The sequence below is a fragment of the uncultured Methylobacterium sp. genome (assembly GCF_964244095.1).
Classification (GTDB): domain Bacteria; phylum Pseudomonadota; class Alphaproteobacteria; order Rhizobiales; family Beijerinckiaceae; genus Methylobacterium.
In genome coordinates this window covers 15,729-33,950 of sequence record NZ_CAXTHR010000032.1, presented here as the reverse complement: position 1 = coordinate 33,950, position 18,222 = coordinate 15,729, and the positions used below count along the sequence as shown (strand labels likewise).

16 protein-coding genes are annotated in these 18,222 nt (G+C 71.6%); 9 read left to right on the top strand and 7 right to left on the bottom strand.

The window, feature by feature from the left end:
- Positions 1–645 (top strand): DUF1013 domain-containing protein (locus ACFE86_RS07605; protein WP_375454727.1); only part of this gene is annotated, 645 nt, incomplete at its 5' end.
- Positions 646–697: 52 nt separating this feature from the next.
- On the opposite strand, the gene ACFE86_RS07600 is transcribed toward ACFE86_RS07605, so the two are convergent.
- Positions 698–2,095, bottom strand: a complete 1,398-nt coding sequence (locus tag ACFE86_RS07600) for an AMP-binding protein (protein ID WP_375454726.1) — start codon at positions 2,093–2,095, stop codon at positions 698–700.
- 340 nt (positions 2,096–2,435) lie between these two features.
- On the opposite strand from ACFE86_RS07600, the gene ACFE86_RS07595 reads away from it, so the two are divergent.
- Positions 2,436–3,191 (top strand): invasion associated locus B family protein, encoded by a 756-nt coding sequence (locus ACFE86_RS07595; RefSeq protein WP_375454725.1) that lies wholly within the window; start codon positions 2,436–2,438, stop codon positions 3,189–3,191.
- A gap of 304 nt (positions 3,192–3,495) precedes the next feature.
- Here the strand turns inward: ACFE86_RS07595 and ACFE86_RS07590 are convergent, their stop codons facing one another.
- The 4 genes from ACFE86_RS07590 to pabB all read right to left on the bottom strand — a co-directional run bounded on the left by ACFE86_RS07590 (position 3,496) and on the right by pabB (position 6,955).
- The gene (locus tag ACFE86_RS07590) at positions 3,496–4,005 is read right to left on the bottom strand and encodes a DoxX family protein (RefSeq protein ID WP_375454724.1); all 510 of its coding nucleotides are present in this window, start codon (positions 4,003–4,005) and stop codon (positions 3,496–3,498) included.
- Positions 4,006–4,028: 23 nt separating this feature from the next.
- Entirely contained in the window at positions 4,029–4,880 is an 852-nt protein-coding gene (locus tag ACFE86_RS07585) for an aminotransferase class IV (protein WP_375454723.1), read from the bottom strand.
- Complete coding sequence (locus ACFE86_RS07580) at positions 4,867–5,487, bottom strand: anthranilate synthase component II (RefSeq protein WP_375454722.1); 621 nt, start codon at positions 5,485–5,487, stop codon at positions 4,867–4,869. Before ACFE86_RS07580 ends, ACFE86_RS07585 begins: the two co-directional genes overlap by 14 nt.
- 82 nt (positions 5,488–5,569) lie before the next feature.
- Positions 5,570–6,955, bottom strand: coding sequence for an aminodeoxychorismate synthase component I (gene pabB / locus ACFE86_RS07575; protein WP_375454721.1), 1,386 nt, complete (start codon positions 6,953–6,955; stop codon positions 5,570–5,572).
- Between the two features lie 275 nt (positions 6,956–7,230).
- On the opposite strand from pabB, the gene rimO reads away from it, so the two are divergent.
- The gene (gene rimO / locus ACFE86_RS07570; protein ID WP_375454720.1) at positions 7,231–8,589 is read left to right on the top strand and encodes a 30S ribosomal protein S12 methylthiotransferase RimO; all 1,359 of its coding nucleotides are present in this window, start codon (positions 7,231–7,233) and stop codon (positions 8,587–8,589) included.
- Positions 8,590–8,592: 3 nt separating this feature from the next.
- On the opposite strand, the gene mazG is transcribed toward rimO, so the two are convergent.
- Positions 8,593–9,423, bottom strand: a complete 831-nt coding sequence (gene mazG / locus ACFE86_RS07565) for a nucleoside triphosphate pyrophosphohydrolase (RefSeq protein WP_375454719.1) — start codon at positions 9,421–9,423, stop codon at positions 8,593–8,595.
- 770 nt (positions 9,424–10,193) lie between these two features.
- Here mazG and ACFE86_RS07560 point away from each other — a divergent pair.
- The 5 genes from ACFE86_RS07560 (at position 10,194) to ACFE86_RS07540 (ending at position 15,063) form a co-directional block, all read left to right on the top strand.
- On the top strand, positions 10,194–11,300 hold the full coding sequence (locus ACFE86_RS07560) for a replication protein RepA (RefSeq protein ID WP_375454718.1): 1,107 nt from the start codon (positions 10,194–10,196) through the stop codon (positions 11,298–11,300).
- Between the two features lie 225 nt (positions 11,301–11,525).
- Positions 11,526–12,104: a hypothetical protein gene (locus ACFE86_RS07555; protein WP_375454717.1), complete on the top strand. Its 579-nt coding sequence runs from the start codon at positions 11,526–11,528 to the stop codon at positions 12,102–12,104.
- Between the two features lie 357 nt (positions 12,105–12,461).
- Complete coding sequence (locus ACFE86_RS07550; protein WP_375454716.1) at positions 12,462–13,109, top strand: TadE/TadG family type IV pilus assembly protein; 648 nt, start codon at positions 12,462–12,464, stop codon at positions 13,107–13,109.
- Entirely contained in the window at positions 13,106–13,714 is a 609-nt protein-coding gene (locus tag ACFE86_RS07545) for a TadE/TadG family type IV pilus assembly protein (RefSeq protein WP_375454715.1), read from the top strand. Before ACFE86_RS07550 ends, ACFE86_RS07545 begins: the two co-directional genes overlap by 4 nt.
- A 14-nt stretch (positions 13,715–13,728) precedes the next feature.
- The gene (locus ACFE86_RS07540) at positions 13,729–15,063 is read left to right on the top strand and encodes a TadE/TadG family type IV pilus assembly protein (RefSeq protein WP_375454714.1); all 1,335 of its coding nucleotides are present in this window, start codon (positions 13,729–13,731) and stop codon (positions 15,061–15,063) included.
- 154 nt (positions 15,064–15,217) lie between these two features.
- On the opposite strand, the gene ACFE86_RS07535 is transcribed toward ACFE86_RS07540, so the two are convergent.
- Positions 15,218–15,382 carry a hypothetical protein gene (locus ACFE86_RS07535; RefSeq protein WP_375454713.1) on the bottom strand — a complete coding sequence of 55 codons (165 nt, stop codon included), beginning with the start codon at positions 15,380–15,382 and terminating at the stop codon, positions 15,218–15,220.
- A gap of 529 nt (positions 15,383–15,911) precedes the next feature.
- Here ACFE86_RS07535 and ACFE86_RS07530 point away from each other — a divergent pair.
- Positions 15,912–18,167: a TonB-dependent siderophore receptor gene (locus tag ACFE86_RS07530; protein ID WP_375454712.1), complete on the top strand. Its 2,256-nt coding sequence runs from the start codon at positions 15,912–15,914 to the stop codon at positions 18,165–18,167.
- The last annotated feature ends 55 nt before the right edge of the window (positions 18,168–18,222 follow it).

The window sequence follows — 18,222 nt, the reverse complement described above, 5'->3', positions numbered from 1 at the left end:
GCCTTCGAGCAGATCGCCGATTTCTGCAAGCTGCACCCGCTGGAGGTGAAGGGCATCGCCGACGGCGAGGTCGCCGCCGGGATCAAGGGGCTCGATCCGATCACCACGGGCCAGCTCACCCGCGACGAGATCGAGAAGGCGCAAGGCACCCCGAGCTACAAGCTCAAGGTCGCGGTCTCGAAGGTGAAGCTGCCCGAGGTCAAGCGCACCACCAAGGGGCCGCGCTACACGCCGCTGTCCCGCCGCCAGGACCGCCCGAACGCGATCCTCTGGCTGCTGCGCAACCACGCCGAACTCAAGGACGCGCAGGTGATCCGGCTGGTCGGCACCACCAAGTCGACGATCCAGCAGATCCGCGAACGCTCGCACTGGAATTCCGGCGCGCTCCAGCCGATGGACCCGGTGACTTTGGGCCTGTGCACGCAGATCGACCTCGACTTCGAGGTGCAGCGCGCCGCCAAGGACCGCCCGGCGGCCGCCGCGGCCGATGCGGGCGCCTCGCTCCTGCCGACCGAGGTCTCGACCCGCGACGAGGCGCCGGAGGCCGACGCGCACCGCCACGGCGGCCGCGAGGAGCGCATCAACGCCGATTCCGTCTTCGCCAAGCTCAAGGGCGTCCGCCCGGCGGACGAGGACGAGGACTGATCGCTTCGCGGCGCTGCGGCTCCGCGCCGGGACGGCGCGGGGGAGCGCCGGCTCAGGCTTCGCTCACCGCGATCACGGCTCCGGCCAGCAGATCGGCGCGAAAGCGGGAGAGGCGGAAGGCTTCGATCTCCGCCGGATCGCCCTCTCTCGCGGGTAGACCTGCTTTCGCGGACAGACCTGCTTTCGCGGACAGACCTGCTTTCGCGGACAGGCTTGCGCCGCGGCGCAGCACGGCCGCGGCGCAGGCCTGCCCGCGAAAGGCGAGGCGCCCGTCCGGCCCGCGGCGCAGGCCGAACAGGACCGGGGGCAGGGGGAGCCGGCCGGGTTCGGCGAGCGTGAGCGCGATATCCGCCTCGCCGCGTCGGCCCGAGAGGATCGCGTCCTCGTCGAAGGCCAGGACGTCGAGGACGTGCGGACCGGGGGCCGGATGCGGCCCGCGCGGGCGCAGGCGCACGGGCGCGCGGTGCGCGAGGACGAGCGAACGGAGCGTCTCCGCCCCGGGGAGGGCGGGGAGGGCGTCCTCCAGGAAGGACGGGGCGACGAGATGGGTCGGGGCCGGCTGGGCGAGGGCTTCGGCCAAGCCCGCGCCGTCGAAGACCGGCATCGTCTCCAGGCCGGCGCCCGAGGCGAGGGCCGCGCCGAGGCCGGTGACGATCCCGCGGAGATCCGAGGGCGGCAGCAGGGTGAGGATGCGGTCGCCCGGATCGATCCGGGCCGCGACCAGATGCATCGCGACGGCCGCGAGCAGGGCGTCGGCGGAGCGGTGGACCGGGCGCGCGGGATCGGCCGTCGCGAAGCTGACGAGTCCGCCGCCGCGATCCGGCGCCGGCCCGGCCCGGTCGCCGCTCCGGTCGAGGGTGAGGGCGTCGAGGTTGATCACGCCGTCGGGCACGTCGGGACCGAAGGCGGCGAGGTAGCGCAGGCCGAAATAGCCGGCCGCGATCCGGCACAGGCTCTCGGCGGGCCGCGCCGCCCCCCATCGCGCCTGGGTCAGCACGGCGCAGAGGCCGGCGGCCTCGATGCCGGCGGCCGCCTGCGCCTCGCTCCAGTGGGGCGGGAGCGGGCAGGGCACGTGGCCGGCCGCCTCCACCGCGAGATGGGCGACGAGGCCCTCGGTGCTGCCGGGAAACCACAATCCGATCCGGCTTCCTGGAGGCAGCCGCCATGCCTGGAGCGCCCGGCCGAGGCGCCCGACGATCTCGGCCGCCGTCCCGTAGGTCCAGCGCATCGGCGGCCTGGCGCTCCAGGCGCGCTTGTCCGCGGCGTCGGCGAAGGCGATCCGGGCGGGGTGGGCCCGGGCGGTGGCGCGGAGCAGCGCGCACAGGCCGGTCGGCGGCAGGAGCATCTCCGCCGCGGCGGCCGGCGGCCGGACCGGCGCGCGCGGGGTCTCCCGCGTCACGGGGCGGCGGCCGGCGGTCGACGGCTCGATGAAGGGCTGCGCCGCGCTCACGACCTCGACTCCGATACGAAGGGCCTCGTCGCGCACGGCGGAGCCGACGCGACCGCACGGGGCCGAGGCATCGCCCGCCGGACGACGACCCCGCACGCCGCGCCGGGACGGCTGGCCATCGATGCGGGTTCAGGGTTAACCGGCGGCTAACGCCCCGGTCGCGGGCCGTGGGCCGGCGGGTGTCATGCCTTCGCCGCATTCGCCGGGGAAGCAGGCCGCCCGATCGCCCGGGGCCCGCGCGGCGCCGCCTGCCGGCCCGGCAGCGCGCGTCCCGAACCGCGTCACGCCTTTCCCGTCGCGACGAATTCCTTGTCCGACGAACCTCAAAGGGTCTGAGCCCATGTCATCCGCCAAAAGCCCGGCGCATCCGATGCGCGCCGCCGCGTTCCTCGTGCTCGCCGGCCTCGCCGGGCCCGCATTCGCCCAGCCGAAGAAGGCGACGCCGGCCCCCACGGCGCCCGCGCCTGCCGCCCCAGCCCCAGCCCCTGCGACGCCGGCGGCCAACACGCCTGCCGCCCAGACCGGCCCGCAGACGGTGACGGTGAAGTCCGAGCCGAGCCAGGCCGAGTGGACCAAGGTCTGCGGCAAGGACGGCGGCTCCGGCACCGACATCTGCTACACCACCCGCGACTTCGTCTCCGACCAGGGCCAGCCGGTGCTCGCGGTCGCCGTCTACGAGATGAAGAACCCGGCAACCAAGCAGGAGGTGCGCGTGGTGCGCTACCTGCTGCCGCTCGGCCTGCTGCTGCAGCCCGGCATCCGCTTCACCGTCGACGGCCAGCAGGGCACCGCGGGCAAGTTCGCGGTCTGCTTCCCCAACGGCTGCTTCGCCGAGGCCGGCGGCGTCGATGCCGGCGTCGTCGCGGCGATGAAGAAGGGCACCACGCTGAACGTCTCGGTGCAGAACCAGACCCAGCGCGAGGTCACCTTCGCCGTGCCGCTCTCCGGCTTCGGCAAGGCCTTCGACGGCCCGGCCATGGACCCGAAGGTCCTCGACGAGCAGCAGAAGAAGCTCCAGGCCGAGCTTGAGAAGCGCAGCGAGGACATGCGCAAGAAGCTGGAGCAGCCGGCCGGCGGCGCCGCGCCGAAGCCCTGATCGTTTCCCGGTTCGGCGGAAGCGGGCCCGCGCGCCACCCGGCCGGGCGCCCGGACGCGACCGAGCCCGGCGCCCCCGAAGCGCCGGGCTGCTTCCTCTGCAAGGTCCCGCCTTTGCACGCTCCCGGAGGCACCCGGCCTTCGGCCTGATCGCCGCCGACCGGCGGTCGCGTCGGCCGAGCGCCGCGCCGTGGCAAGATCCGCGTGCGGTGGCCCAAGATCCGCGTGCGGTGGCGATGCGCACCCCGGCGACGGGGTCGGGCACCGGTGGACCGGAGACGCCCCCCCGAGCGGACGATCGCGGGTCATCGGATGACGCGATCCTCCGATCCCGTGATCCCGGGTCCAGGCCGGGCGCCTCCGTCGGCGGCCTGAGCCCGACCCTTACGCGTGCCGCCGAACGGCCAGTCGATCGCGCCGCCGGCGAACAGTCCCGCCCAGATCAGGACCGGTTGGAACGCCAGCCTGGGGCCGTGATACCACCACGAATCCGGCAGGCCCTCCACGGGGATGCCCTCCCACGCCTGCTTGATGTTGGCCGGCCAGACGCAGAGCGCGTAGAGCGCGAGCCCGATCCCGGCGGCCCGGCGCAGGCGCGGGCTCAGCAGGGCGAGCGCGCCCGCGATCTCGCACAGGCCCGTGGCGAGGATGACGAGGCGTGGCTCGGGCACCCAGGCGGGCATGATCGGCATCAGCTTGCCGGGCGCGGCGAGGTGGACCGCGCCGACGACCCCGTAGAGCACGATCAGCGCCCGCCGCAGCCAAATCCGTCCGGGCGGCTCCGCGACGACCGCCGCCCCGGTCCGGTCCGTCATGCCAAATCCGTCTGCCAAATCCGTCATGCGACGCCCTCCTCCGCGATGCCGCATTCGGCGGCGACGTGAGCGCGCAGCGCCGCGATCAGGCGGGCCAGGACCGGATGATCGACCGCGAAGACGGTGGCGCCGATCGCCGAGACCGGGGCGAGCAGCCGCAGCGAGTTCGTGACGAACAAAGCGTCCGCCCGTTCGTAGGCGGCGTGCGGCGCCGACCGCTCCTCGCAGACCAGACCACAGGCCGGTGCGATCGCGGCGAGGATCGCGGCGCGGACGATGCCGGGAAGCACCCCGTCGGCGAGCGGCGGCGTGACCAGCCGGTCGCCGAAGATCCCGAAGAGGTTGCCGGTGCCGGCGCAGGCGAGCCGGCCGCGGGTGTTGGAGAACACGGCCTCGTCGAAGCCCGCCGCCCGTGCCGCGCCGCCGGCCAGCACCGCGTCGAGATAGCCCAGCGTCTTGAGGCGCGAGGTCGGGGAGGTCTCGTTGCGGAGGATGTCGGTCGGCCACAGCCGCAGCGGCGCGAACGCGCCCTTGGGGTCGCTGGCGGCGGCGGTGGCGAACAGGGCCGGGCGCGGGTCGGCGGGCGGCGCCAGCCCGCGCGGGCCGGGGCCGCGGGTGAGCGTGGTGCGGATCGCCAGCCGCGGCCCGGTGGCCGCGAGCGCCCGCATCGCTGCCCGGATCGCCTCCACCGGCGCGGGGAAGCCCAGCGTCGCGGCCGAGGTGGCCAGCCGCGCCACGTGCGCGTCCTCGAAGGCGACGCGGCCGGCCAGCGCCAGCGCCGTGTCGAACACCCCGTCGCCGAGCGTCAGGCCGCGGTCGGCGAGGTCGAAGGGCAGGGTGGTGCCCGCGCTCAGGCGGCCCTCATGCCAGAGCATCCGGCCCCCTCCCGGTCCCGCGCGCCGCCCGCCAGTCGCGGGCGAGCCCCAGAAAATTGGCAAAGATTGCGTGGCCGTTCTCGGTGAGCACCGATTCCGGGTGGAACTGGATGCCGTAGGTCGGATGCGTCCGGTGGGACAGGGCCATCACCTCGCCCTCGGCCGAGCGCGCGTCGATCGTGAGGATGCGGTCCATGCCGGGCTGCGCGGCGACGACGAGGGAGTGGTAGCGGCCGACCTGCATCGGGGCGGGGAGTCCGGCAAACAGCCGCTGCCCGTCATGCGCCACGGGCGTCGCCTGCCCGTGCAGGGGGGCTCGCGCACGCTCGACCCGGCCGCCGAAGGCCGCGCCGATCGCCTGATGGCCGAGGCAGACCCCGAGGATCGGCACGGTGCCCGACAGCGCGCAGATCGCCGGCAGCGAGATGCCGGCCTCGGCCGGCGTGCACGGCCCCGGCGAGACCACCAGGGCGTCGGGCGCCAGCGCGCGGATTCCGGCGACGTCCAGCGCGTCGTTGCGCACCACGCGGACCGTCTCGCCCAGTTCCTCCAGGTAGCGGACGACGTTGAAGACGAACGAGTCGTAGTTGTCGATGACGAGGATCATGGCTCCGCCCGGCGGCCCGCGCCCGGCCGGCGGCATCGGCCGCGGCCGCGCCGGGATTCGGAGGCCCCCCCGGCGGCGGTCCTCACGGCTCGAACGCCTGGAACACGCGGGCGGCCTTGGTCAGGGTCTCGTCGTACTCAGCAGTCGGGTCCGAGAGCAGCGTGACGCCGCCGCCGGCCTGGAGCACGGCGGTCGCCCCGTCCATGAACACGGTGCGGATGGCGATCGCGGTGTCGAGGCTGCCGTCGAAGCCGATCCGGCCGATGGCGCCGCAATAGAGTTCGCGCGCGTCGCCCTCGATCTCGGTGATGATGTCCATGGCCCTGAGCTTCGGCGCGCCGGTGATCGAGCCGCCGGGAAAGGTCTTCTCCAGGAGGTCGAGGCCGTCGAGGCCCTGCCGCAGGGTGCCGGTGACGACGGAGACGAGATGGTGGATGCCGGCATAGGATTCCAGCCCGCACAGCACCGGCACGTGGACGCTGCCCGGCGCGCAGACCCGCGAGAGGTCGTTGCGCAGCAGGTCGACGATCATCGTGTTCTCGGCGCGCTCCTTCGGGTCGGCGAGCAGCCGCGCGGCGCGGGCCGCATCCTCGGCCGGGTCGGGGCTGCGCGCCACGGTGCCCTTGATCGGCCGGGTCTCGACCTGGCGCCCGTCGAGCTTCAGGAACCGCTCCGGGGAGCTCGATGCGATCCTGAGACCGTCGCATTCGAGGTAGGCCCCGAAGGTCGCCGGGTTGGTCTCGCGCAGGCGGCGGTAGAATGCGAACGGATCGAAGTCCCGGGGCAGGGCCGCCGTGAAACGCTGCGCGATGTTGGCCTGGTAGATGTCGCCCGCGCGGATGTAGTCCTTAACGGTCCGCACGGCGGCTTCGTAACGGTCGCGCGAAAAGTTGGAGCGCCAGGCCGGCGGCTCGGTCGGTGGCGGCGCGGCGGGATCGGGCTCGTGCGCGTCCAGGAGGTCGGCGAACCGGGCCAGCCGCGCCTGCGCGCGCGCGCCGCGCCGCGCCGGATCGGTCTCGGGAAAGCCGGTGGCGACGAGCCGGCAGGTGCCGGCCGCGTGATCGACGGCGAGCACCGTGTCGTGGAGGTCGAAGGCCGCGTCGTCGGTGAGCCCGGCGCGCCGGGGCGGAACGGCCACCCGCTCGAGCGCCTGCCCGAGATCGTAGGCGAGGTAGCCGATCGCCCCGCCCGGGAACCCGGCCTCCGCGTCGAGCCGATAGGGCGCGAGGCAGGCGCGCAGGGCCGCGATCGGCCCGCCCGGGACCGGATGCCCGTCCAGGCTCGCGCGGCCGTCGCGGAACCGGAAGCGGGCGAACGGGTCGGCGGCGAGGATCGAGACCCGCCCGAGCGTGTCGTGGCGCATCGCGCTGTCGAGGAAGGCGAGGCCGGGAAGCCGCCGCAGCCGCATCGCCGCAGCGACGGGATCGACGAACGGGATCTCCCGGGTCCAGGTCTGTGGGCGTGCCATGTCCGGTCCGGGAAGACGGTCGTCGCGGGAGGGGCGGGTCGGCCCGCAGGCCTCGCACAGCCGGCCGCGCCTGGGAAGCCGGCACCGGCGCCGCAGGCGCGCTGACGTCGGGCCGCCGCCAGAGGGGCACCGCCAGCGGAAGACCAGCCCCGCGGGCGCGGGGCTCGCCTGCAGGCGGCGATCCCGCTATAGGGGGCGCCACACCGAGAAAACCCGGGATCGTCGAGGCGTCCGACCTGCCGTCGGCCGGCGGCGTCCGCGCCGCACGGGGCAGCATGACCGCAACAGCTCGACCGATCGATCGCAAGCCCGCGCCGAAAACCTCGCCCGCGCCGAAAATCTCGTTCGTCTCGCTCGGCTGCCCGAAGGCGCTGGTCGATTCCGAGCGCATCCTCACGCACCTGCGCGCCGAGGGCTACGAGCTCGCCCGCCGCCACGACGGGGCGGACGTCGTCGTCGTCAACACCTGCGGCTTCCTCGATTCGGCCAAGGCCGAGTCGCTCGCCGCGATCGGCGAGGCGATGGCGCAGAACGGCCGGGTCATCGTCACCGGCTGCATGGGCGCCCAACCGGACGCGATCCGCGCGAAGTACCCGAACCTGCTCGCGGTCACCGGCCCGCAGGCCTACGAATCGGTGGTGGCGGCGGTGCACGCGGCGGTGCCGCCGGCCCACGACCCGTTCCTCGACCTCGTGCCGCCGCAGGGGGTCAAGCTGACGCCGCGGCACTACGCCTACCTGAAGATCTCGGAAGGCTGCAACAACCGCTGCAGCTTCTGCATCATCCCGAGCTTGCGCGGCGACCTCGTCAGCCGCCCGGCCGGCGACGTGCTGCGCGAGGCGGAGAAGCTGGTGAAGGCCGGCGTGAAGGAGCTGCTCGTCGTCTCGCAGGACACCAGCGCCTACGGGCTCGACCTCCGCTACGCGACGAGCCCGTGGCGCGACCGCGCGGTGCGGGCGAAGTTCTACGACCTAGCGCGAGAACTCGGCGAACTCGGCGCCTGGGTGCGGCTGCACTACGTCTACCCCTACCCGCACGTCGACGAGGTGATCCCGCTGATGGCCGAGGGCAAGATCCTGCCCTACCTCGACATGCCGCTGCAGCACGCCTCGCCCGCCGTGCTGAGGCGCATGCGCCGCCCCGGCAACCAGGAGCGCCAACTGGAGCGCATCCGGGCCTGGCGCGGGATCTGCCCGGATCTCGCCATCCGCTCGACCTTCATCGTCGGCTTCCCCGGCGAGACCGAGGCCGAGTTCTCGGAACTCCTCGACTGGATCAAGGAGGCGCGGCTCGAGCGCGTCGGCTGCTTCACCTACGAGCCGGTGACGGGCGCCGCCGCGAACGCGCTGGGCGCGGCGGTGCCGCCCGAGCTGCAGCAGGAGCGCAAGCATCGCTTCATGGCGGCGCAGCAGGTCGTCGCGCTGCGGCTGCAGAAGGCGCGGATCGGCAAGCGCATCCCGGTGATCGTCGACACAGTCGGGCCGGCCGGCATCAGGGGCCGCTCGAAATACGACGCCCCCGAGATCGACGGCAACGTCCACGTCGTCAGCCGCCGCCCGGTGCGGCCGGGCGACATCGTCACCGTGCGGATCGAGGCGGCGGACGCCTACGACCTGCGCGGCAGCGTGGTGTAGGACTCACGCCGGCCCGCGCTCGGCCCGCTTCACCGCGGCCCAGGCGGCCTCCATCGCCGCGAGGTCGCTTCCCGCGAGCCGCCCGCCGCCGGCCTCGACGCGCCGGGCCATGCCCGCGAACCGGCGCACGAACTTGTCGTTGCCGGCCCGCAGCGCCGCCTCCGGGTCGATCCCGGCATGGCGGGCGAGGTTGGCCACGGAGAACAGCAGGTCGCCGATCTCCTCTTCCAGCGCCGCCGGGTCGCCCGCCGTGAGGGCGTCGGCGACCTCGTCGGTCTCCTCGCGGACCTTGGCGACGACCTCGGCCGCCTCCGTCCAGTCGAAGCCGTACTCCGCCGCCCGCCGCGAGATCTTCTCCGCCCGCGTGAGCGCGGGCAGGGTGCGGGCGATCCCGGCAAGGTGCCCCGGCGCCGCGGCGCCTGAGCTCTTGCCGGCGCGCTCGGCCGCCTTGATCGCCTCCCACTGCGCCGCGACCGCGGCCGGGTCGCGCCGCGGGCCGCCGGCCGGGAGCAGCGTCCCGTCGGCCTCGAAGACGTGCGGGTGCCGGCGGATCAGCTTGGCCGTGATCGCCTCGGCCACGTCGTCGAGGCCAAAGGCGCCCGCCTCCTCGGCGATGCGCGCGTGGAACACGACCTGGAGCAGGAGGTCGCCGAGTTCCTCGCGAAGGTCGTCCGGGTCACCGCGTTCGATCGCGTCGACGACCTCGTGGGCCTCCTCCACCGCGTAGCGCGCGAGGCTGGCCGACGTCTGCGCCGCGTCCCAGGCGCAGCCGCGTTCGGGATCGCGCAGTTCCGCCATCAGCCGCACGAGTCTTCGCAGCGCCGTCTCGGTCACACGGTTCGATCCCCAAGCGGCCTCAAGCCGGCCCCGAGCCGGTTTCATCACGCGACGTAGCCGATGCGCCGTCGAAAATCACACGCCTGGGCAGGCAGGCGATGGGGACAACACCGCTATATTCCTTATATTCCATTCGGAAAGTCTGTGGGTGCCGTCCTGTTCTCCATGCCGAACGCTCCGAATCCGCACTAGGAAAACTATCAGAAAGGATTCTCAGAGAGTCGGTTATGAAGGTTATAAGGGAGGGCGGAAACCTGTTCCGGATCATGGGTTTGTGCAGGGTTCGCGCATCCGACTCTGCGCGGTCCCGCATCGAACTCTGCGCCATCCCGCATCGGATTCTGCGCGGCGGCCCCGGTGCGGCGTATCGAAGTCTGCGCGGGTGCGTATGGGATTCGGCGCGATTTCGCGGGTCCGGCGGTGCACAGCGGGGACAAGCCGGGGCCGGCCGCCGCATCGAACTCTGCGTGGTTTGATCCGGCCCGGGCGGCCGCATCGGACGCTGCGCCGGACCGCCCCCGGTCGGCCGGGCCCGGCCGGGGGCGGCGACCGGCCAGGCCAACGGATCGGGCCGGGACGAGCGTGGATTGCCGGGATAACCCGCCCGTGCCCCGGGACTGCGCCCCTGCGGGCGGGACTCCGCCGCTGCGAATCGTGCCATGCAGGACCGAGCATGCAGGACGCGGCGGACCCGGTCCGGACGCCGGGTTCTGCGCGCGACGGCGCAAGCCCGGTCGGGCCGTGCGCGGGACCTTTCGGGACGACGCATGGGGATCGAGGACAGAGTGGCGGCGATCCGCGACGCGGATCTGCGCGCCGAGGTCGAGGCGGCGCGCGGCGGGTTCCTGTTCGCGCAGATCGTCGAGCACATCCTCCACCGCCAGCAGGCCCGCGACGCGGACGCGGCGGCGCAAGGTGCGCTCGCCGGCCGGCGGGCCGGGATGGGCCGCGACCAGCGCCGGCGCGATGCCGTACGCGCGGTGATCGAGTGCCAGCCGACCGTTCCGGAGAACCTCCAGCACATCCACTCCGTGCTGGCGCTCTGCGGCCTGCCCTATCGCGACCCGGGGCCGGTGCGCGAGTTCTCGCGGGACTACGGCCGCAACTCGCTGAACCTCGTCGCCGGGCGCCTGAAGAGCCCGCTCACCGGCGAGATGGAGCCGCAGGGCCTGCCCTACGGCCCCAAGGCCCGGCTCGTGCTGCTCCACCTCTGCACCGAGGCCGTGCGCCAGCGCAGCCCGACCATCGCGGTGGCCGATTCGCTCTCCGGCTTCATGCGCGCGATGGGGTTTGCCGTCACCGGCGGCGAGCGCGGCACGATCCGGCAGTTCAAGGAGCAGCTCAACCGCCTCGCCGCCTGCTCGATGCAGATCGGCCTGTGGGACGGGCGCGACCAGGCGAGCACGCTGAACGTGCCGCCGTTCCGCAGCCTCGACCTGTGGCGGCCCACAGTGAAGGACGGGGCGAAGGACGGGGAGGGCGCGGCGTGGTCCAGGACCGTGCAGTTCCACCAGGATTTCTACGACAACCTGATCCGCCACGCGCTGCCCGTCGACATCCGGGCGGCGCGCGCCTTCTCCGGCTCGGCGCGCAAGCTCGACCTGCTGTTCTGGGTGGGCTACCGCCTCCGCGCCCTCCAGCGCCCCCTGCGGCTGACCTGGGCGAACCTGCACGGCCAGTTCGGGGCGGAGAACGCCTGCATCCGCAGCTTCCGGCAGGCGTTCAAGGCCGACCTCGCGCACCTGCGCGAGGTGTTCCCGAAGCTGCCGATCGCGCTGGACGACGGCGGCATGATCCTCCAGCCGGCCGATCCCGGCGCCCTGCTCGTCCCGCCGCGCCAGGGAACGAAGGCGCGGGCGGCCGCGAAGGCCTGACGTTCAGGGAACAGAGAGGGAATTCCCTGTATTCCTGAGAGCAGAAGAGCGGTGCGACCCGGAAGGAATAAGACGGGCGGGAACCGTCCGGCGCGCTCCGCCTGTCCGTCGTCCGATCACCTCAGGTCGACCGTGGAATTCCCTTAGAGAATATCCGTCCGATCGATCTTCCCAAAGCCACGTCCGTGGAATATTCCATAAACCTCCAGACGGGAGGCATGCGGGATGGGGTCCTCCGAGGCGGAGATCGAGGCGCGGCTCGCGGCTCTGCGCCGCCAGCGCGAGGCGCTCGACCGGGAGATCGCCGACCACGTGCTCTACCTCGAACTCGGCCGCCGCCTGCGCGGGCCGGCGCTGCCGGAGCCCGAGATGCCCGGCCCGCCGCCCGAGCGGCCCCGGGGCGCCGCGCCGGAGGAGGCCGTGCGGGACGCATCCCGCAGGCCCGTCGAGCCCTCGGCCGACCGTGTCCCGGAACCCGCGGGTTCGGAGCCCGCCCGCGCGAAGGAGCCGGCCGGTTGGCCGGCCATCCCGCCAGCGGTGCCGTTCGAGGCGGACCCGGTCGCGGCGCGCCGCTACGGTCGGGCGCTGGTCGAGGCGGCCGTGGCCGTGCTCGCCGCGGCCGGCCGGCCGATGCATGCCGGCGAGATCCTGGAAACCCTCGTCGCGCGGGGGTTCTCGGTGCCGGGGCCGGACCCGGTGGCGGCGCTCAACACCCGGCTGTGGAAGCGCGCCGGCGCCGGCGGCCCGCTGCGGCGCCTGGGCGAGGCGGTCTACGCCCCGGCCGATCCCGCAACGCCCGCCTGAGCGTCGGCGCGCACCGCCATCCCGGCTCGCATCGATCATCCGTGCCCACCCGCGCGCACGGGGCCTGCCGCCGCGGCCGCCGCTCGGGGCGCGCCCGGCAACGCCTTCGGCCGGCGAGCGGGGCAGGGCGGTCCGCCACCGCGCAGCATATTCAATCAGGAGTTGTTGCTTGTCGGATCATCCATCGGAACGGTCTTCGGCGGCAAACAGGCGGCTGTGCTGTCGCAAACCCGTCGAACACCCCTGTTCCTGCGCAACGACGCAACGGAATCTCAAGGTCTGCGGCCCTTGACTGTGGCCGCGTTCGATCGGGGCGAGGCGCGCTGCGACGGACGGGAACCGGGCGTTGGACGTATCATGACAGCAGCCTTGCCGATGGCAGCAGCCCCGCAACGCGCGGGCGTTTCCGCCGCGCGGCGGGGACCGGCCCGGCTCGGCGCGCGCCTGCGCGGGTTCGCGCGGGCCTCGCGCGGGACGACGGCGGTCGAGTTCGGGCTCCTGGCCGCGCCCCTGCTGGCCCTGGTCGGCGCCACCGTGGAGTCGGGCGTGACCTACTGGGCGCAGGAGACGCTGCAGCAGGCGGTGGCCGATGCCGGGCGCCAGATCTACACCGGCCGGTTCCAGACCGCCAACGCCGCCACCAGGGGCTCGACCAACCTGCTGAACGCCTTCCGCACGGAGATGTGCCGGGCGCGCTTCACGCTCTTCACCTGCGCCAACGTGCGGATCAGCATCAGCCAGGTCGACGGCTTCGCGAACGCGGCGCTGGCCAAGCCGACGCAGGTCGATCCCACGACCAAGGTCAGCGACTGGAACCCGAGCTTTGCCCGCTACGATTGCGGCCGCAGCAACGCGGTCATGGTGATCCAGGCGGCGGTGGATTTCCCCGTGACGTTCACGCTGCTGAACGCCGGCGTCGCCACCCTGCCGAGCCGCCGCCGCGTCCTCCAGGCCGCGACCGTGTTCCAGGTCGAGCCGTTCGATTCCACCCCGGTCTGCTCGTGAGCGGGCCGGCCGCAGGCCCGCGCGCCCGGATCGCGCGGTTCGGCGCCGACGCGCGGGGCGTCGCCGCCCTCGAGTTCGCGATGATCCTGCCGCTGCTGGTCACGCTGTATTTCGGGCTGTCCGAGCTCGTCCGCGCCGTCGACAACAGCCGCAAGGTGACGCTGTTCGCGCGGGCGGTAGCCGACCTCAGCGGCCGCACCAACAACGCCGACATGACCCCGATCCTCGCCGCCGCCGGGGCGATCCTGCAGCCCTTCAACGCGGGCGATGCGCAGGTCGTCATCAGCGCGCTCGGCGTCGAGAATGTCAACGGCGCGCTCTACGGCGGCGTCTGCTCCAGCTACCCCAGGAACGCGCGGCCCGTCCTCCAGATCGCGGGCACCGGCGACCTGCCGGCCGTGCCCGCGACCTACCTCTACGACGGCGCCCGCTACATCCTCGCCGAGGTGACGATGCCCTACACGCCGATCCTCGGCTCGAAGCTCTACCGCTGGATCTTCGGCACGCAGGGCATCGTGTTCAAGCGCCAGATCGCCTGGGCGCAGCGCGTCGACAACAGCGAGATCGTCATGCCTGGGGGTGCCAAATGCCCGGTCTTCAACTGATGCGGAGCCGGCGGATGCGGGATCTCGGGGGCGCGGCACGGGCACGGGCGGCGATGACGGCTTCAGGGCTCGGACGGGCGGGCTACCGCCTCGCGCGGGCGCGCTCGGGCCAGGTCGCGATCATCTTCGGCCTGGCGGTCGTGCCGATGATGTTCGCGGCGGGCGCGGCGGTCGATTACGGCCGGCGCAACGCGGCCAAATCCCAGCTCGACGCGGCGCTGGACGCCGCGGTGCTCGCGGTGGTCAGCCAGAAGTCCAACACGATCTCCGCGGTCAGCCTCACCAACGCGGAGACGCAGTTCCGTGCGGAAGCCGCCAAGGTGCCGGGCGTGTCGAACGTCACCTTCGTGCCGAGCCCGGTCAACGGCGTGTCGAACCTGAGCCTGTCGGCGACCTACACCGCCAAGGTGCGGACCATGCTGAGCGGCATGATGAAGGTTCCGACCATGGCGATCGCCGGGATGTCGGCGAGCCAGCGCAACATATTCCAGTACATCGACTTCTACCTGCTGCTCGACAACTCCCCGTCGATGGGGCTCGCGGCCACCGACGCGGACGTGACAAAGATGATGAACGCGACGAAGGGCACCTCGCCGCCGGATGGCTGCGCCTTCGCCTGCCACAAGCTGAACGGCAACGGCACGGAGAACACCAGCGACTACTACCACGTCGCGCAGAACAACGGCGTCAAGCTGCGCATCCACGTGCTGCGCGACGCGGTGGCGGCGCTGATCGACAAGGCCAAGTCCTCGATGACCTTGTCCCAGCAGTTCCGCATGGAGACATGGACCTTCAGCGACATCCAGACCCGGCTCACCGCCCTGACGACGAGCCTCGACCAGGCAAAGACCGACTCCGCCAGGATCGATCTCGCCTATTCCTACCAGAGCGAGGCGGACAACCAGACCGCCTACGAGCGGGCGATCGCGAAGATGAACGCCACCGTGCCGGCGAGCGGCACCGGCGTCACCGCGACCTCGCCGATCCGGTTCCTGTTCTTCGTCACCGACGGCGTGCAGGACACCCCCATCGACGGCAGCGTCAGCAACCCGAGCGCCGGCAACACGTTCGGCAGCAACCGCTTCATCAGCCCGATCGATCCCACGACCTGCAAGGCGATGAAGGACAAGGGCATCCGCATCGGGATCGTCTACACGGCCTACCTACCGCTCTACACGGACGGGTTCTACAATGCCCACGTGAAGCCGTTCGAGGCCAACATCCCGACCACGCTCAAGACTTGCGCCTCGGACGGCCTGTTCTTTCCGGTCACGACCGGCGGCGACATCACCGCCGCGATGCTGAAGCTGTTCGAGACCGCCGTGGCTTCGGTCCGCATCACCAACTGACGCCGCCGCGCGGTCGCGGCGCGCCGGCCTTCGCGCGATGGGCGCCATCGTGCCGGCAGGACGCGGCGCAGGACGCGGCGCAGGATAGGCGAAGTCCATCGGGACACGCCGACCGCGCCAAGCTCCCGTTCTGAGGGGCGAGCCGAGGGCCGGCCTAAGCTTCGGGCGGGCGCCTGCCCGCCGCGGCGCGCTGTCCGCGCACGCGCTTGAGGTCGCGGCCGATCTCCGAGACGATCATCCTGAAGGAGAACAGGCTGAAGAACAGGATGGCGAAGACCAGAAGGGTGGAAACCAGGATCTTGGCGGTCGAGACGTCCACGGTGAAAGTTCCTGATGCAGGTCGGTATCGGTGAACCCAAGGTGGGCCCTCGCATGCGGCCGCGCCAGCCGCGCCCGGAGAGGACAGCTATGCGTTTTTATCATGGATCGATTGATTGAGCACGCGAGATATGCCTTTTCGGCATAGCGGTAGATCCGAATCCATCGGGTTCCGAACGTTCGATCCCGCAGCTGCCGCGGGTCCGGAGTGGTGATCGCCCGCCGGACCTCATGAGGGCATCCCGCTTGAGACCGGGCATGGTTTGCCAACCTGCAAAGAATTCGGACGCCGATCCGCAGCCGTCGCGCGCGGCGCGTCCGCCGCGTCACGGCGCCGTGGCTTGCGGGCCACAGCCCTCGGCTTCCACCGCCGCCCCGCTTCAGGGCGCTTGTGCCGGGCGATGGCCGGCCGTAACGCTGGCGAAGAAACGTCAATCATAACAGTAGTTTATCATAATTCCAAACAACCGGGCGGCCCTCGCCTCGGTGCGCGCGGCCGGCTGTCCGCTGATCCTTCAGGCATGAGTTCGATGCGCCACTCCTCCCCGTTCCAAGCCCCCGGCCCGCGCAGCCTCGCGCTTGCCGGCGCGTCGCTGGTCGTCCTCGGCCAACTCGCGTCCTCGAACCCTGCGCGGGCGCAGGAAGCGACCGCGCCGCGCCGCGGCGTCGCCAACCCGCCGGCCGAGGCCAGCGTGCAGCTCGAAACCCTGACCGTGGAGGGCCGCGGCGGCCCCGCCGCGCCGATCCGCGCCGTCGAGAGCCCGACCGGCCCGGTGGACGGCTACGTCGCGACCCGCTCGGCCACCGCCACCAAGACCAACACGCCCTTGATCGAGACGCCGCAATCGATCACGGTCATCGGCCGCCAGCAGATCGAGGCGCTGGGCGCGACCACCCTGACGCAGGCGACGCAGTACACGGCCGGCATCTACTCGGGCGTGTTCGGCGCCGATCAAAGCGTCGACTTCTTCACCCTGCGCGGCTTCGTCGCGAGCGACTACGGTATCTACAAGGACAGCCTCCAGCTCCTGAACTACGGGTTCGGCACCTTCAAGATCGAGACGTTCGGTCTGGAGCGCATCGAGGTGTTGCGCGGGCCCTCTGCCATCCTGTTCGGTGCCGGCAACCCCGGCGGCCTCGTCAACCAGATCACCAAGCGTCCGACGCTGCAGCCGTTCGGTTACGTCGAGGTCGGCGGCGGGTCATTCGGCCAGGTCTACGGGGCGTTCGATTTCGGCGGGCCGGCCGACGATTCCGGCCACTGGTTCTACCGGCTCACCGGCATCGGCCGGCAGGGCGGAACGCAGGTCGATGGCGCGGACGCGGACCGGCTCTACATCGCACCGGCGATCACGTACCGGCCCGATGCCGGCACCTCCTTCACGGTGCTGACGAGCTACCAACGCGACTCGACCGCGATAACGGCGAATTTCCTGCCCTACTCGGGCACCGTGCGCCCGAATGCGAGCGGATTACGGATCGACCGCGGACTCAACGTCGGCGACCCAAGGATCAACAGCTTCCAACGTGAGGAAGCATTCGCAGGATACGAATTCGAGCACACTATCGACACGACTTGGACCATCCGACAGAACTTGCGTTACTCGTTCAGCGATGGAACCCGGAATACTTATATAGGACAGTCAGGTTACGCCGACGCGCCCCAGACGCAACTCGCGCGTTATCAGTTCGCCACCAGCTCCAAGGTCGGTCTATTCCAGGTCGATAATCAAGCCGAGGCGCGCTTCTCAGACGGTTTGTTCCTCCACGATGTACTCTTCGGCGTCGATTACAAGAATTACACCCTACACGATAATCAAGCCACCAACTTCGCTGTCTTCTATCCTGTCACATCGCTAAGCATCATCAATCCGGTCTACGGTCAGGTTCTGGGACGCCCGTCACCCTACCTCGTCAACGTCGACTCGTTCACGCAGGTCGGCCTCTATGCGCAGGACCAGATCAAGCTGACCGACCGCTTGAGCCTCATCGGCGGCCTGCGCCAGGACTTCGCCTCGAGCATCGTCGACGATCGGCTCGCACCCGCAAACAGCACCCGGCGCGACGATCAGGCCCTGACCGGACGTATCGCGCTGCTCTATAATTTCGACCCGGGCATCGCGCCCTACATCGCGTATTCAACCTCGTTCCAGCCGCAGATCGGCCTGGACGTGCTTACCAGCCAACCGCTCAAGCCGGACCGGGGTGAGCAGGTCGAGGTCGGCTTGAAGTTCGAGCCGGTCGGCCAGGGCTACTTCCTGACGGTCGCCGCCTTCGACCTCGTGCGGGACAACCCGCCCTTCCCGGTGGTCGTCGGCTTCGGCTCGACCCAGCAGGGCAGCGTGCGCTCGCGCGGCGTCGAAGCGCAGTTCGTCGCCAACATCTTCGACGGACTCAACATCGTCGCCGCCGTGACGCACTACGACCTCGAATACATCAAGAGCCAGGTTCCCGAACTCATCGGCCTGACGCCGACCAACGTACCGGAGACGTTCGCTTCGGTCTTCGCCGACTACACGATCCCCGTCGGCGACCTGCGCGGCTTCGGGTTCGGCGGCGGCGTCCGCTACGTCGGCCGCTCGTTTGCGAACGCGCTCAACACGCTGAAGGTGCCCGAGTACGTGCTGCTCGACGCGACCGTGCACTACACCTGGGATCACTGGCGCGCCGCGATCACGGCATCCAACATCGGCGACCGCCGCTTCGTGTCCTCGTGCCAGTCCGAGAACAGCTGCTTCTACGGCGAAGCCCGCCGGGTGATGGCGAGCCTCGCCTACAAGTGGTGAGGACGCGGCCCTCCTCCGGTGCCGGGGCGGGCCCGGGCCATGTGGCCGGCAAGGG